Genomic DNA, 14,736 nt, shown 5'->3' on the forward strand with positions numbered 1-14,736 from the left:
TCCCCTGTGGGGGGACACCCTGTCCCGGGGGTTTGCCCTTTTGGGAGCTCCCTCCCCCCCCCCCCCCCCCCCTCCGCCGTATCCGGTGCCGGCCCGGCGTCAGTGCGCCGAGGCCGCCGTCGTCCCCGTCCGCTGTTCGACGATGGCCCCGCCGGACTCCATCGGCGCGGTGACCTCGTCCGCGTCGCCGCGCTTGCCGATGTGGTTGAAGACGAGGTTGAGGAGCACGGCCGCGACACAGCCGGTGGAGATGCCCGAGTCCAGGATGATCTTCGCGGTGTCGGGGAACGCGTGGTAGAACTCCGGCGCCGCGATGGGGATGAGGCCAACGGCGAGCGAGACCGCGACGATGAGGACGTTGTTGTCCTTCTCCAGGTTCGCCTTGACCAGGGTCTGGATGCCGCTGGCGGCGACCGATCCGAACAGGACGACCCCCGCGCCGCCGAGCACCGGGCGCGGCACGACCGCGATCAGCGAGGCCGCCACCGGGCACAGCCCCATCAGGACCAGGAACGCGCCGCCGGTCGCCACCACGTACCGGCTGCGGATCTTCGTCATCGCGACGAGGCCGATGTTCTGGGCGAACGCGCTGCACATGAAGCCGTTGAACAGGGGGCTGATCGCTGTGCCGAGGGTGTCGGCGCGCAGGCCGGCCGCGATGGTCTTCTCGTCGGCCGGGCGGTCGACGATCTCGCCGAGCGCCAGCATGTCGGCGGTCGACTCGGTCATCGAGACGACCATGACGACGCAGAGGGAGACGATGGCCGCCCCGGCGAACTGCGGCGCGCCGAAGTGGAACGGGGTGGGGAAGCCGATGATGTCCGCGTCGCCGACCGGCGAGAAGTCCGTGACGCCGAACGGGATCGCGACGACCGTGCCGATGACCAGGCCGAGCAGGACCGCGATCTGCTTGACGAACCCGGTCGTGAAGCGGCGCAGCAGCAGCACGATCACCAGGGTGATTCCGGCGAGGGCAAGGTTCTTCATCGAGCCGTAGTCCGACGCCTTGGTGTCGGGGCCCTGCGCCCAGCCGAACGCGACCGGCAGCAGGGAGACGCCGATGAGCGTGATGACGGTGCCGGTGACGACCGGCGGGAAGAAGCGGATCGCCTTGGAGAAGAAGGGCGCCGCGACGAACCCGAGCACACCCGCGACGATCACCGCCCCGAAGATGATCGGCAGCGCGTCGGCCTTGTCCTTCGTCGAGTCGACGACGGCGAGCATCGGGGCGACGCCCGCGAACGTCACGCCGTTCACGAAGGGCAGCCGGGCGCCGATCTTCCAGATGCCGAGCGTCTGGAGGAACGTGGCCAGACCCGCCGTGAACAGGCAGGCGCCGGTGAGGAAGGTGAGTTCCTTCGCCGAGAGACCTATGTACGCGCCGACGATGAGCGGGGGTGCGACCACGCCCGCGTACATCGCCGCCACGTGTTGCAGCCCCGTCGTCGCCATCTTCAGCGGGGGCAGCGTCTCGTCGACCGGATGTTTGGTATGCCCCGCATCCTGCTCCGCGGGGGTGGTGCCTTGCTTGGTGAACCTGGGCTTCGTCGCCACTGCGGCTCCTCCGGTTGTTTTCCGGTCCCGGCAGGGCCGCCGGCACTTTTCGCTTCTGGGAGGTGGTGCAAGGTCGTGCTCGCTATTCGGTTGTCGTGCGCCCAGGTACTACTGAGAGCCTGTCTTCGAACCCCCGTCTGCGCCCCGACGCCCGGCACGCACCCTCGCCGCACGGCGCCCCAGGACAGGTGGCTCCGCCACATGACCTGGGACTCCGCACGCCGATCGCACGCACCGACCGCCGCTGCGCCCGCGCTGCGCGCGGACGACGGGGGTTCGAAGACAGGCTCTGACCGCCCCGGGAACGTGAAGCTTTGGGCCACGTGCCGGGGCGGCACCCGAGCAGCCCGCTCGGCTGCTCGGGTCCGGCCGGGGACCGTCCTCCCCGGCCGGAGTTCCAGGTGTGTTACGCCTGCGCGGCGATGCGCGCGAGGCGCTGTGCCTCGTCCCGCGTGGAGCGGGCGATGGCGTCCTCGTCTACGTGCAGCAGGCGGCTGTTCTCCACGACCGGCGCGCCGTTGACGAGGGAGAGGGTGACCGGGGCGGCCGCGCCGAAAACGAGCGCGGTCACCGGGTCGGCGATGGAGCTGTGGGCCAGGGTGTCCAGCTTCCACAGGACCAGGTCGGCGAGCTTGCCGGCCTCCAGCGATCCGATCTGGGTCGCGCGGCCGAGGACCTGCGCGCCGCCGTACGTGCCAAGGCGCAGCGCCTGACGGGCGTTCAGGGCTGCCTCGCGGTGGGCGCCGAGGCGGTTGATGAGCAGGGCGTTGCGCAGCTCGGTGTGGAGTTCGCCCGACTCATTGGAGGCGGTGCCGTCGACGCCGAGGCCGACCGGGACACCGGCGGCGAGCATGTCGGGGACGCGGGCGATCCCGGCCGCCAGGCGGGCGTTGGAGGACGGGCAGTGCGCGACGCCCGTCCTCGTACGGCCGAAGGCGGCGATGTCGGAGTCGTTCATGTGGACGCTGTGCGCCATCCACACGTCCTCGCCGAGCCAGCCCGTCGACTCGAAGTAGTCGGTCGGGCCCATGCCGAACAGCTCGTGGCAGAACTTCTCCTCCTCGACCGTCTCACTGCCGTGGGTGTGCAGGCGCACACCGAGACGGCGCGCCAACTCGGCGCCCTGCTTGAGGAGTTCGGTCGAGACGGAGAACGGCGAACAGGGGGCCACCGCCACCTGCGTCATCGCGTCGAAGGAGGCGTCGTGGTGCTTCTTCACCGTCTCCTCGGTCGCGGCGAGCGCGCCTTCGAGGGTCTCGACGGCGAAGTCCGGCGGCAGCCCGCCGTCCTTCTCGCTGCGGTCCATGGAGCCGCGGGCCAGGGTGAAGCGCACGCCCATCTCGGAGGCGGCGCGGATGATCGACCCGGAGAGGTCGCCCGAGCCCTGCGGGAACACGTAGTGGTGGTCCATGGCGGTGGTGACGCCGCCGCGGACCATCATCGCGAGGGAGCCCTGGGCCGCCGCGTACGTCATCTGCTCGTCGATGCGCGCCCACGTCGGGTACAGCGTCTTCAGCCAGTTGAACAGGTTGTGGTCCGTGGCGAGGCCGCGGGTGATCCACTGGTAGAAGTGGTGGTGGGTGTTGACCAGGCCGGGCGTGGCGAGGTGGCCGGTGCCGTCGATGCGACGGACCACGTTCTCCAGGCCCTCGGGCGCCTTGCCTGCCCCGACGGACTCGATCTTGTTCCCGGCCACGACGATGTGTCCCGAGGCGTACTCGGTGTCGGTGGCGTCGACCGTCGCGATGGCGACGTTCTCGATGACGATGCGGTCTGCCGAAGAAGCTGCCATGGTGCTTCCTTCATTTCCTGAGTGGCGGTTGGGGCACGGCAGGACCCTAGGTTGATTTGAGTGCCGCGGCGGCGCCGGCGCTGCCACGGGTGCCGAGATGGTGGAAGAAGAGGTTCAGCGATACGGCGACGAGCGCGCCGGCGCTGATGCCGGAGCCGAGCACGGTCTGTGCCCAGGCCGGGAAGTCGGCGTAGAAGGTGGGCGCGGCCAGCGGGATGATGCCCGCGCCGAGCGAGACGGCCACCAGGATGATGTTGGAGCTGTCGTCGAGGCCCGCCTCGGAGAGCGTGCGGATGCCGCTGACGGCGATCGAGCCGAAGAGGACGATGCCCGCGCCGCCCAGGACCGGCATGGGGACCAGGGAGACGACGGCGCCGAGCATCGGGAAGATGCCGAGGATCAGCAGGGCGCCGCCCGCCACCGCGACGACGTACCGGCTGCGTACTTTGGTCAGCGAGACGACACCGACGTTCTGGGCGAACGCGGAGGTCGGGAAGCCGCCGAAGACCGGGCCGACGAAGGTGGCGATGCCGTCGGTGCGCAGGCCGCGGGTGATGGTGCGGCCGGAGGTCTCGCGCTCGCAGATCTCGCCGATGGCGAGCATGCCGGCCGAGGACTCGGTCATCAGGACGAGCATGACCAGGCAGAGCGAGACGATCGCGGCGGGCTGGAACTCCGGGGCCCCGAAGGCGAACGGCGTCGGGAGCGCGGCGACCGGCGCGGAGCCGAGCGCGCTGAAGTCCGCCATGCCGAAGGGGATCGCGGCGAGGGTGCCGATCAACAGGCCGAAGAGCAGGGCGACTTGCTTGACGAAGCCCTTGCCGAACCGTTGGATCAGCAGGATGACGACGAGGGTGAAGCCGGCCAGCGCGAGGAAGCGCATGTCGCCGTAGTCGGCGGAGGTGGCGTCGCCGCCCTGGGCCCAGCCGACGGGCACGGGCATCAGGGTCACCCCGATGAGGGTGATGACGACGCCGGTGACGAGCGGCGGGAAGAACCGCAGGAGCCGTCCGAAGAACGGTCCGATGGCGAGGCAGAAGACGCCCGCGACCATCACCGCCCCGTAGATGGCGGGGAGTTGGTCCCCTTTGGCGTTGGTCTCGGCGATCGCGAGCATCGGTGCGATACCGGCCGACGAGGCGGCGTTGACGAAGGGCAGCCGGTTGCCGACGAAGCCCTTGACGCCGAGGGTCTGGAGCAGGGTGGCCACGCCCGCGATGAGCAGGGACGCGGCGATCAGCCGGGTCCGGCCCGCGGTGTCCAGGTGGACGGCCTGGCCGATGATGAGCGGAGGGGTGACGACGCCCGCGTACATGGCGGCGATGTGCTGGAGAGCGGCGGGGACGAGCCGCGAGACGTGGAGCTTCTCGTCCACCGGGTGCACCGTGTCGGCGCTCGTCGGTGGGCCGGAAAATTCAGAACACGGGCCCTCGGCTTCAGCCGGCCCCTTTGCTGGCACTGCCATTGCGATGTTCCCTCCGGTGCGGCGCACCCCCGCCGACCGGGGTGGACGGGGGTGCGCTGCGCGTCCGAGTACGCCTGAGGCGTCAGAGGTTGGTCATGTCGACCGGGATGCGCTGCTCGGCGCCGTCCCGCAGGATGGTGGCCTCGATCAGGCCGTAGGGGCGGTCGGCGGCGTAGTACACGGCGCCGTCCTTCGCCTCGTTCTCCAGGCCGAAGGGCGACAGGTCCTGGCGGAAGTGGTGCTTGTTCGGCGCCGAGAAGCGGATCTCGTCGATCTCGCTGCGGTTGTTGATGACGCGCGAGCCCATCTGGTACAGGGTCTGCTGGAGCGAGAGCGAGTACGTCTCGACGAAGGCCTGGAGGATGTGCTTCTTGGACTGCTCGTAGGACTTCTCCCAGTGCGGCATGCGCTGCTCGTCACTGGTCCAGTTGTGCCGCCACCAGGTGGACAGCGACGTCGCGAGGATGCGGTCGTAATCCTCCTTGAGCGTCGTGTACTTGTCCTTGATGTAGCCCCAGAACTCGGAGTTCGTGGAGTTCATCACGGTCAGGTCCTTGAGCCCGGACAGGACCTCGAAGTCGGTGCCGTCGTACGTGATCTGCGCGAGGCGGGTCTCCTGGCCCTTGCGGACGAAGGAGTGCTGGACCTCTTCGGCGCCGATGAAGTTGGAGCCCGCGTCGGAGCCGGCTATGCGCTCCCAGGTGTACTCCTCGATGCGGATGCGCGCCCGGTGGATGGAGGGCTGGCTGTCGACGAAGTGCCGGGCGAGGTGGATGCCGTACTGCTCCGCCGAGTCGATGCCGTATTCCTTGGCGAAGGCGAAGCAGGTGTTCTTCGTGGTGTCGGTCGGCAGGCAGTTGGCGTTCGACCCGTTGTAGTGGACGTCGTCGAGGTCGCCGCTGAGCGCGACCGAGACGTTCAGGTCCTTGATGTGGTGGGTGTCGCCGTCCCGCGTGATCTTGACTACGCGGTTCTCTGCTTTGCCGTACTGGTTCTGGCCGAGAATCGTGGGCATGTCTGCTAGCTCCCTCGGTAAACGGAGTAGCCGAACGGGTTGAGCAGCAGCGGCACGTGGTAGTGCTCGCCCGGGGTGACGGCGAACGTGATCGCCACCTCCGGGAAGAACGCTCCGGTCGCACCGCTGTCCCGATTCGCGGGGGCGTCCTGCTGCGCATCGGCTTGCTGGTTGGCGGACGTCGAGAAGGTCGAGAAATAGGCTTCCGTCTCGAAGTCGAGACGGACGTGGGTGGTTCCTTCCGGCAGGGCCGGCAGGTCCTTGCAGCGCCCGTCCGCGTCGGTGGCCGAGCCGCCGAGCGCCACCCAGGCGGCGCCCGAACCGGCGCGCGCCGCAAGGGAGATGGCGACGCCCCCGGCGGGGCGTCCGATGCTGGTGTCCAGGATGTGCGTGGACACCGAAGCGGTGGTCTCGGTGCTCATCAGGCGTTGCCCTCTTCTTCTGCTCGCTCCACGAGACGGGTCAGGCGGATGCGGTTGATCTTGCCCAGTTCGGTGCGGACGATCTCCCGCTCCTGTTCGGGCGTGTTGCCGATGCGTGCCTTGAGCGCGTCGAGCATCTGCTCCGCGCTCGCCCCGGTGGCGCAGATGAGGAAGACATGTCCGAACCGGTCCTGGTAGGCCAGGTTCTGTTCGAGCATCTCCGCCTTGAGCTCCTCGGAGGCTCCCGCCATGCCGCGCTGTTCGCGCGACGAGGTCGGGTCGCCGGGCTTCGGGCGGCCGATCGGCGGGTGCCCCGCCATCGCCTCGGCGAGGTCCTCGGCGGTCAGTTCGGCCGTCGCGGCGTCACTGGCCTTGAAGAGGGACTCGCTGGTGGCGAAGGGGCGCTGGGTGACGAGTCTGTTCCCCCACGCCGATGAAGCACACACCTCGTGGAGCTCGGCCAGGGCCGCGCTCTCGTCCGAGGTGTTGAACCGGGTGAGACCCGGTGTCGTCGTTCCTGAAGTCACGGGATGCCTCCGTGGCCTGGTGCTGGACGGGCTGCGGATAGCTAACGCCCTCGGAAACACTGCGTCAACACTTTGTTGAAAACTTGGAACGACAAAAACCGCCGTCCGGTATCCGGACGACGGTTCGGTGACGGGCGGATCACCGCAGGTCAGGTCGATTTCTCGCGGTTGAGGTAGTTGTAGACGGTGAATCTGGAGACACCGAGCGCTCCCGCCACGGTCTCCACGCCATGGCGCACGGAGAACGCGCCGCGCGCCTCGAGGAGGCGGACGGCCTCCTGCTTCTCCTTGCGGTCGAGCTCGGCGAGGGGCTTGCCCTCCTTGCGCTCCATGGCGGCCAGCAGGTGGTCCAGGGAGTCGGCCAGCTGCGGCAGCCGCACGGCGAGCACCTCCGCACCCTCCCAGCTCAGCACGATGTCGTCCTTGGCCGCCTCGCTCGGCGGCAGCATCTCGGCCCCCATGGCGTCGACGAGCGGCTTGACCGCCCGGACGAAGGGCTCGTCCCCCGGACCGGTCACTTATCGCCCTCCCCGACCACATTGACCTGGAGCGAGACGCGGGTGGCGCCCGCTTCGAGCGCCCGGCGCAGCAGCGTGTCGACCGCGGTGAGCACGCGGTCGGCCTCCCCCTCCGCGGTGTTGCCGAACGGTCCCACGTCGACCGCGTCCAGGTCGGCCCCCTGGACGACGTCACGGGCGACGACCGCGTGCGGCGGCGCCTCGTCGAGGTCGAAGGGTTCGGTCGTGAACTCCACTCTCAATCGCACGCCCTCAACCTAATGCCGATCGGCGTTTTTCCGGCAGCCCCTCTTGACAGCCCGACCGGACCCCGGGCAACCTTCCATCAAGCAGAAATGAACTTCCGCTATACGGAACTAGAAGGGAGCGCCGACCCCGATGCCAGGTTTTGAATTGGGTGCAGCCGCAGACCAGCGCTTCAACGTCAACCTGTCGATCCTCTTCACGGAACTCCCGCTCCTGGAGCGTCCCGCGGCCGCCGCCGCGGCCGGCTTCACCGCGGTCGAGCTCTGGTGGCCCTGGGTCGACGCCCCCACCCCCGCACAGTCCGAGCTCGACGCCCTGCGCGACGCGATCAAGGACGCGGGCGTCCAGCTGACCGGACTGAACTTCTACGCGGGCCAGCTGCCCGGCCCCGACCGGGGCGCCCTGTCGATCCCGGGCGAGGAGAGCGAGAAGTTCCGCGCCAACGTCGACGTCGCCGCCGACTTCGCGCACTCCCTCGGCTGCAAGGCGCTCAACGCGCTGTACGGCAACCGCGTCGACGGCGTCGACCCGGCCGTGCAGGACGAACTCGCCCTGGAGAACCTGGTCCTGGCGGCCCGCGCCGCCGACCGCGTCGGCGCCGTCCTGCTGATCGAGGCGCTGAACAAGCCGGAGTCGCCGGCCTGCCCGATCGTGAGCGCCCCCCAGGCCATCGAGATCGTCGACAAGGTGAACGCGGCGACCGGCCTCGGCAACGCCAAGTTCCTCATGGACCTGTACCACCTGTCCATGAACGGCGAGGACCTGCCGGCCGTCATCGACGCCTACGCCGACAAGACGGCCCACGTGCAGATCGCCGACAACCCGGGCCGCGGCGCCCCCGGCACCGGCTCGCTCCCCCTGGCGGAGCTGCTCGGCCGGCTCAAGAAGGCCGGCTACGAGGGCTATGTGGGCCTGGAGTACAAGCCGGGCGACGCCCCGAGCGCGGAGTCCTTCGGCTGGCTGCCGCACGAGGCCCGCGCCGCGCGCGCCTGACGCGCCGGGCGCCCTTCATCTACGTATCGCTGCTTTCCTCAGCTTTGGAGTCACCCTCATGAGCAACAACCTCCCCAAGGTCGCGTGGATCGGTCTCGGCATCATGGGCTCCCCCATGGCGGAGAATCTCATCAAGGCCGGCTACGACGTCACGGGCTTCACCCTGGAGCAGGAGAAGCTGGACCGCCTCGCCGCGGCCGGCGGCAAGGCCGTGAAGTCGATCGCGGAGGCCGTCGGGGACGCCGACGTGATCGTGACGATGGTCCCCGCCTCCCCGCAGGTCGAGGCGATCGCCTACGGCGCCGAGGGCATCCTGGAGAACGCGCGGTCGGGCGCCCTGCTCGTCGACATGTCGTCGATCACGCCGCAGACCTCGGTCGACCTGGCGAAGGCCGCCAAGGACAAGGGGATCCGCGTCCTGGACGCCCCCGTCTCCGGCGGCGAGGCCGGCGCGATCGAGGCCGTCCTGTCCATCATGGTCGGCGGTGAGCAGGCCGACTTCGACGAGGCCAAGCCGCTCCTCGAAGCGCTCGGCAAGACCATCGTGCTGTGCGGTCCGCACGGCTCGGGCCAGACCGTGAAGGCCGCCAACCAGCTGATCGTCGCCGTGAACATCCAGGCGTGCGCCGAGGCCGTGGTCTTCCTGGAGAAGTCCGGCGTGGACCTGAAGGCCGCGCTCGACGTCCTCAACGGCGGCCTGGCCGGCTCGACCGTCCTGACGCGGAAGAAGGAGAACTTCCTCAACCGCGACTTCAAGCCGGGCTTCCGCATCGACCTGCACCACAAGGACATGGGCATCGTCACCGACGCCGCCCGCAACGTCGGCGCGGCCCTGCCCGTCGGTGCCGTCGTCGCCCAGCTGGTCGCCTCGCTGCGCGCCCAGGGCGACGGCGGCCTTGACCACTCCGCGCTGCTGCGCTCGGTCGAGCGCCTCTCGGGCGACCAGGTCGCGTAACCACCCCAGACTTCCGGGCCGTGGCGGCGCTGACACCTGTCCTGTCGCGCCCAGGCGTCGCCGCGGCCCGGAACCCTTCCCTTTTGTTCAACAAAAAGTTGAACCAGGTACGCCCATAACTTCAACAAACTGTTGACGCAGCAGTTCAGGGGTGCTTACGCTCCCCCGCATCGTCAGCAGCCACTGCACGGAAGGTCGCCTCGAAATAATGCCGAAGCGTGTGCTCACGACCGAGTCCGGCGCCCCTGTCGCCGACAACCAGAACTCCGCCACCGCAGGCGTCGGCGGCCCGATCCTCCTCCAGGACCAGCACCTCCTGGAGAAGCTCGCCCGTTTCAACCGTGAGCGCATCCCGGAGCGCGTCGTGCACGCCCGCGGCTCCGGCGCGTACGGCTACTTCGAGGTGACCGACGACGTCACCGGCTTCACCCACGCCGACTTCCTGAACACCGTCGGCAAGCGCACCGAGCTGTTCGCGCGCTTCTCGACCGTGGCGGACAACCTCGGTGGCGCGGACGCCGTCCGCGACCCGCGCGGCTTCGCCGTGAAGTTCTACACCGAGGAGGGCAACTACGACCTCGTCGGCAACAACACCCCGGTGTTCTTCATCAAGGACCCGCTGAAGTTCCCCGACTTCATCCACTCCCAGAAGCGCGACCCGTTCACGGGCAAGCAGGAGCCGGAGAACGTCTGGGACTTCTGGGCGCACTCCCCCGAGGTCACGCACCAGGTGACCTGGCTGATGGGCGACCGCGGCATCCCGGCCTCGTACCGGCACATGAACGGCTTCGGCTCGCACACCTACCAGTGGACGAACGAGGCGGGCGAGGCCTTCTTCGTGAAGTACCACTTCAAGACGAACCAGGGCGTCCGCTGCCTCTCCACCGAGCAGGCCCAGGAGCTCGCGGGCAAGGACCCCAACTCCCACCAGACGGACCTGCTGCAGGCCATCGAGCGCGGCGTGAACCCGTCCTGGACGCTGTACGTGCAGATCATGCCGGCGGCCGAGGCGGCGGAGTACCGCTTCAACCCGTTCGACCTCACCAAGGTGTGGCCGCACGCGGACTACCCGCTGCAGCGCGTCGGCCGGATGGTCCTCGACCGCAACCCGGACAACGTCTTCGCCGAGGTCGAGCAGGCCGCGTTCTCCCCGAACAACTTCGTGCCCGGCATCGGCCCCTCCCCGGACAAGATGCTCCAGGGCCGCCTCTTCGCCTACGCGGACGCGCACCGCTACCGCCTGGGCGTCAACCACACCCAGCTCGCGGTGAACGCGCCGAAGGGCGTCGTCGGCGGGGCGGAAAACTACGGCCGCGACGGCCTCATGGCCACCAACGCCTACGGCCGCGCCCGCAAGAACTACGAGCCGAACTCCTACGACGGCCCGGTCGAGACGGGCCGCCCGCTCGCCGCGCCGCTCGCGGTCTCCGGCCACACGGGCACGCACGAGGCCCCGGCCCACACCAAGGACGACGACTTCTTCCAGGCGGGCGAGTTGTACCGGCTGATGTCCGAGGACGAGAAGCAGCGCCTCGTCGCGAACATCGCCGGCGGCCTCTCCCAGGTCTCCCGCGACGACATCGTGGAGAAGAACCTCGCCCACTTCCACGCCGCCGACCCCGAGTACGGCAAGCGCCTGGAGGAAGCGGTCCGCGCCCTGCGCGAGGACTGACCCAGGGCAACACCCCAGACCGCGTACGGGGCCTGACGGGAGGTCAGCTCCGTACGCGCAAGCCCGTACCGCCCGCGCGACCCGGATGAGGGGTAGCCGCGCGGGAGGTGCGGGAGGACGAGGATCGCGGCGGCCGGTGCGAGCCAGTGCGGTGGTGAAGGTTCACCGGTCCCCCTTTCGACCTGAGGGAGGGCGGGCCGGCGGACCGTCGTGCGGCCGCCGCGATCCCAGCCGATGACTCCGTCCGGCGGCACGTACGCATGTTCCGCCAGTCGCGCGCCGCCGGACGGCACCAACCTCCCTACCAACCCCGGGTACGACGGTCCGTACCCGGGGTTTCGGCGTGCCCTGGGCCGGGGGCTTCCGCGGGGGGCTTTCGCAGGGGTGGGGGCTTGCCGTTCGGTGGTGTGTGCGGCGCCGTCGTGGTTGCTCGCGCCGTTCCCCGCGCCCCTGAGATGCGCACTGCGTGCGCCATCTCAGAGAGGCGCACGCCGTGCGCCTGCGGGGCTGCGCGAGGCGCGGCCTCTGGGGCTGCGGCGGAGCCGCATGCCTCAGGGGCGCGGGGAACTGCGCGACCAGCCACGACGAACGGCCGGCCCGCGACGCGACCGCAACCCGGCAGACGCAACCGGCCCGGCCCCGCCACATACAGAGCCGCACCCAGCAAAAAGGGGCGGGCCCACCGGCGCTCAACCGGTGGGCCCGCCCCTCAGGGACGCGCGGGGTCAGACCTTCAAGGGCCGGATGGACGTGGGCGCGTGCCCGGGCTCCGTCGCAAGCTCCTCGAACTCCTTGACCGCGCTGATGTCGGCCGTCGGGCTCATGGAGATGTTCGTGATGCGCTCCAGGATCGCCTCGACGACGACCGGCACCCGGTGCTCCTGGGCGAGCTTCTTCGCCTGCTCCAGGGCCTGGCCCAGCTCGTCCGGGTCGGTCACCCGGATCGCCTTGCAGCCCAGGCCCTCGGCGACCTTGACGTGGTCGACGCCGTAGACGCCGAGCTCGGGGCTGTTCTGGTTCTCGAACTCCAGGTTGACCTGGAAGTTGATGTCGAGGCCGATCTGGGCCTGGCGGATCAGGCCCAGGTAGGCGTTGTTCACCAGGACGTGGACGTACGGGATGCGGTGCTGTGCGCCGACCGCCAGCTCCTCGATCATGAACTGGAAGTCGTAGTCGCCGGAGAGGGCCACGACCTGCGTGTCCGGGTCGGCCTTCGCGACGCCGAGCGCGGCCGGGATGGTCCAGCCGAGCGGGCCCGCCTGGCCGCAGTTGATCCAGTGCCGCGGCTTGTAGACGTGCAGCATCTGGGCGCCGGCGATCTGGGAGAGGCCGATCGTGGTGACGTACCGGGTGTCCTTGCCGAACGCCTTGTTCATCTCCTCGTAGACGCGCTGCGGCTTCATGGGGATGTCGTCGAAGTGCGTACGGCGCAGGAGGGTCTCCTTGCGCTTCAGGTGCGAGGCGACCCACGCGGAGCGGTCGGGGAGCTTGCCCGCGGCCTTGAGCTCGCGTGCGACCTCGACGAAGAGCTCCAGGGCCGCCTTGGCGTCGGAGGTGATCCCGTAGTCCGGGGCGAAGATCTTGCCGATCTGGGTCGGCTCGATGTCGACGTGCACGAACTTCCGGTCGCCGCGGTAGACGTCGAGCTTGTAGCCGGTGTGCCGGTTGGCCCAGCGGTTGCCGAGGCCGAGGACGAAGTCCGACTCCAGGAACGTGGCGTTGCCGTAGCGGTGGCCGGTCTGCTGGCCGACCATGCCCGCGTTCAGCTCGTGGTCGTCGGGGATGGTGCCCCAGCCCATCAGCGTGGGAACGACCGGGGTGTTGGTGAGTTCGGCGAACTCGACCAGCAGGTCGCTCGCGTCCGCGTTGATGATGCCGCCGCCCGCGACGATCAGCGGCCGCTCGGACTCCAGGAGGAGGCCGAGCGCCTTCTCGATCTGGGCGCGGGTCGCGGCCGGCTTGTAGACCGGCAGCGGCTCGTAGGTGTCCGGGTCGAACTCGATCTCGGTCTGCTGGACGTCGATCGGCAGGTCGACGAGGACGGGTCCCGGGCGGCCCGAGCGCATCAAGTGGAATGCCTGCTGGAAGACGCCGGGGACCTGTGCGGCCTCCAGGACGGTGACGGCCATCTTCGCCACCGGCTTGGCGATGGAGGCGATGTCGACGGCCTGGAAGTCCTCCTTGTGCAGCAGGTGGCTCGGCGCCTGGCCCGTGATGCACAGGATCGGGATGGAGTCGCCGATGGCGGAGTAGAGACCGGTGATCATGTCGGTACCGGCCGGGCCCGAAGTCCCGATGCAGACACCGATGTTGCCCGGGTTCGCCCGGGTGTAGCCCTCGGCCATGTGCGAGGCGCCCTCGACGTGGCGGGCGAGCGTGTGGTCGATGCCACCGCTCTCCTTGAGCTCCTTGTAGAAGGGGTTGATGGCGGCACCGGGCACGCCGAACGCGTTGCTGACGCCTTCGCGCTTGAGGATCTCAACGGCCGCGCGGGCGGCGGTCATTCGAGCCATGAGTGCTCCCGACTTCTGCTGTGACTGAGTACGTCTGTGTCCGGCTGTCGGATTCGCGCTCCCGTCGCGCCCCGCGGCGAGCTCTGAATTCCGTTGTTCCCGCACGGTGGCTCTCGTTATTTTTTCCACCATGCGGAAACAATATTCTGTTATATGGAAGCAATGTAGAGGGGGGTCTCGGAGGCCGTCAAGGTGGATGATGAGACTGACGACGAAGCGGAACCCGCGGGGCCCGAGGGGGTGTGCCATGGCCGAGCCGGCGCGCGTACGGTGTCCGGCCTGTCTGCGCGAGCATCTCTACGTGCCCGCGGTACTGCCCTGCGCCTGCGGCGCGCCCGTCGCTCCCCCACTGCTGCGCGGCGCGGAGGCCGAGCCGGTCGGCGACCGCACCTGGGCCGACGACTGGGTCACCCTGCGCTGTCCCATGTGCGGCCGCCGCGACCGCTGGCCCCGGCCGGAGCTGGGTTGCCACTGCGGCACCGTGCTGCGCGTCCCGGTCCAGAGCGACCAGGCCCCCTCGCCCTCCCACATTCCGCTGCCCAGGACGGCGCCCGCGCCGCGGCCCGCGTTCCAGCCCGTCGCCATCCGCACCGCGCGGGACGCGGTGACCGCCGCCGCCCTCTATCTGCGCTGGCTCGGATACCGGGACGTACGCCGCGCCGACCAGCGGCCCTCGTCCGGCATCGGTCTCGCGGCGCAGGGCGTCGTCGCGCAGATCGAGCCGTCGGTGCGGCCCGCGACCGTGCGCGACGTGGAGTGCCTGTGGCTCCAGTCGATGACGGAGTCGGCGTCCTCCGTCTTCTTCTCCCTGGCGGGGTACGCGGACGCGGCCCGCACCCGCGCGGACGAACTGGGCGTCCCCCTGTTCGTCCTCGACCTCGCGGGGGTCCCGCAGCCGGTGAACAGTCCAGCGGACGAACTGATCGCGACCGGCGCCTGACCGGCACCCTTGCGACGAACGCCCCCTGTCCGGGAAGCGGAGGCGGGGGGCGGACTCGACCGGTGGCCGCGGTGCTGCACACACCGGGACCTGTGACAGCAGGCCGCCCCCCGCCCGCAGAAGC

Annotated in this window: 13 protein-coding genes; 4 read left to right on the plus strand and 9 right to left on the minus strand. The window is 69.6% G+C overall.

Annotation, left to right across the window (positions count from 1 at the left end; genetic code table 11):
- Positions 1-99: 99 nt before the first annotated feature.
- The 8 genes from ACZ45E_RS04160 to ACZ45E_RS04195 form a co-directional block, all read right to left on the minus strand.
- Positions 100-1,452, minus strand: a complete 1,353-nt coding sequence (locus ACZ45E_RS04160) for a nucleobase:cation symporter-2 family protein (RefSeq protein WP_468217114.1) — start codon at positions 1,450-1,452, stop codon at positions 100-102.
- A 508-nt stretch (positions 1,453-1,960) separates the two neighbouring features.
- On the minus strand, positions 1,961-3,346 hold the full coding sequence (locus tag ACZ45E_RS04165; protein ID WP_468216289.1) for an 8-oxoguanine deaminase: 1,386 nt from the start codon (positions 3,344-3,346) through the stop codon (positions 1,961-1,963).
- A gap of 46 nt (positions 3,347-3,392) precedes the next feature.
- On the minus strand, positions 3,393-4,811 hold the full coding sequence (locus ACZ45E_RS04170; protein ID WP_468216292.1) for a nucleobase:cation symporter-2 family protein: 1,419 nt from the start codon (positions 4,809-4,811) through the stop codon (positions 3,393-3,395).
- 82 nt (positions 4,812-4,893) lie between these two features.
- On the minus strand, positions 4,894-5,826 hold the full coding sequence (pucL, locus tag ACZ45E_RS04175; RefSeq protein WP_468216293.1) for a factor-independent urate hydroxylase: 933 nt from the start codon (positions 5,824-5,826) through the stop codon (positions 4,894-4,896).
- A 5-nt stretch (positions 5,827-5,831) separates the two neighbouring features.
- Positions 5,832-6,248 carry a hydroxyisourate hydrolase gene (gene uraH / locus ACZ45E_RS04180; protein WP_468216294.1) on the minus strand — a complete coding sequence of 139 codons (417 nt, stop codon included), beginning with the start codon at positions 6,246-6,248 and terminating at the stop codon, positions 5,832-5,834.
- Positions 6,248-6,775, minus strand: a complete 528-nt coding sequence (gene uraD, locus ACZ45E_RS04185; RefSeq protein ID WP_468216296.1) for a 2-oxo-4-hydroxy-4-carboxy-5-ureidoimidazoline decarboxylase — start codon at positions 6,773-6,775, stop codon at positions 6,248-6,250. Before uraD ends, uraH begins: the two co-directional genes overlap by 1 nt.
- A gap of 149 nt (positions 6,776-6,924) precedes the next feature.
- On the minus strand, positions 6,925-7,293 hold the full coding sequence (locus ACZ45E_RS04190) for a helix-turn-helix domain-containing protein (protein WP_468216299.1): 369 nt from the start codon (positions 7,291-7,293) through the stop codon (positions 6,925-6,927).
- A complete protein-coding gene (locus ACZ45E_RS04195; protein WP_468216301.1) occupies positions 7,290-7,541 on the minus strand; it encodes a YkoF family thiamine-binding protein in 252 nt (83 codons plus the stop codon). The genes ACZ45E_RS04190 and ACZ45E_RS04195 overlap by 4 nt, the downstream gene beginning before the upstream one ends.
- 130 nt (positions 7,542-7,671) lie before the next feature.
- Here ACZ45E_RS04195 and ACZ45E_RS04200 point away from each other — a divergent pair, with 130 nt between their 5' ends.
- The 3 genes from ACZ45E_RS04200 (at position 7,672) to ACZ45E_RS04210 (ending at position 11,159) form a co-directional block, all read left to right on the plus strand.
- Positions 7,672-8,532, plus strand: a complete 861-nt coding sequence (locus ACZ45E_RS04200) for a TIM barrel protein (protein WP_468216303.1) — start codon at positions 7,672-7,674, stop codon at positions 8,530-8,532.
- A 58-nt stretch (positions 8,533-8,590) separates the two neighbouring features.
- Positions 8,591-9,487 (plus strand): 2-hydroxy-3-oxopropionate reductase, encoded by an 897-nt coding sequence (locus ACZ45E_RS04205; RefSeq protein WP_468216305.1) that lies wholly within the window; start codon positions 8,591-8,593, stop codon positions 9,485-9,487.
- 208 nt (positions 9,488-9,695) lie between these two features.
- Entirely contained in the window at positions 9,696-11,159 is a 1,464-nt protein-coding gene (locus ACZ45E_RS04210) for a catalase (protein WP_468216308.1), read from the plus strand.
- Between the two features lie 725 nt (positions 11,160-11,884).
- Here ACZ45E_RS04210 and gcl read toward each other — a convergent pair.
- Positions 11,885-13,672, minus strand: a complete 1,788-nt coding sequence (gene gcl, locus ACZ45E_RS04215) for a glyoxylate carboligase (RefSeq protein WP_468216310.1) — start codon at positions 13,670-13,672, stop codon at positions 11,885-11,887.
- 247 nt (positions 13,673-13,919) lie between these two features.
- Between gcl and ACZ45E_RS04220 the strand changes: the two genes are divergently transcribed.
- A complete protein-coding gene (locus tag ACZ45E_RS04220) occupies positions 13,920-14,612 on the plus strand; it encodes a hypothetical protein (RefSeq protein WP_468216312.1) in 693 nt (230 codons plus the stop codon).
- Positions 14,613-14,736 lie beyond the last annotated feature (124 nt).

The sequence above is a fragment of the Streptomyces sp. NPDC030991 genome (genome assembly GCF_055571235.1).

Coding starts and splice junctions, on each gene's coding strand:
- ACZ45E_RS04160 (WP_468217114.1), bottom strand. CDS start 1,452: ATGGCGACGACGGGGCTGCAACACGTGGCGGCGATGTACGCGGGCGTG.
- ACZ45E_RS04165 (WP_468216289.1), bottom strand. CDS start 3,346: ATGGCAGCTTCTTCGGCAGACCGCATCGTCATCGAGAACGTCGCCATC.
- ACZ45E_RS04170 (WP_468216292.1), bottom strand. CDS start 4,811: ATGGCAGTGCCAGCAAAGGGGCCGGCTGAAGCCGAGGGCCCGTGTTCT.
- pucL (WP_468216293.1), bottom strand. CDS start 5,826: ATGCCCACGATTCTCGGCCAGAACCAGTACGGCAAAGCAGAGAACCGC.
- uraH (WP_468216294.1), bottom strand. CDS start 6,248: ATGAGCACCGAGACCACCGCTTCGGTGTCCACGCACATCCTGGACACC.
- ACZ45E_RS04200 (WP_468216303.1), top strand. CDS start 7,672: ATGCCAGGTTTTGAATTGGGTGCAGCCGCAGACCAGCGCTTCAACGTC.
- ACZ45E_RS04205 (WP_468216305.1), top strand. CDS start 8,591: ATGAGCAACAACCTCCCCAAGGTCGCGTGGATCGGTCTCGGCATCATG.
- ACZ45E_RS04210 (WP_468216308.1), top strand. CDS start 9,696: ATGCCGAAGCGTGTGCTCACGACCGAGTCCGGCGCCCCTGTCGCCGAC.
- gcl (WP_468216310.1), bottom strand. CDS start 13,672: ATGGCTCGAATGACCGCCGCCCGCGCGGCCGTTGAGATCCTCAAGCGC.
- ACZ45E_RS04220 (WP_468216312.1), top strand. CDS start 13,920: ATGGCCGAGCCGGCGCGCGTACGGTGTCCGGCCTGTCTGCGCGAGCAT.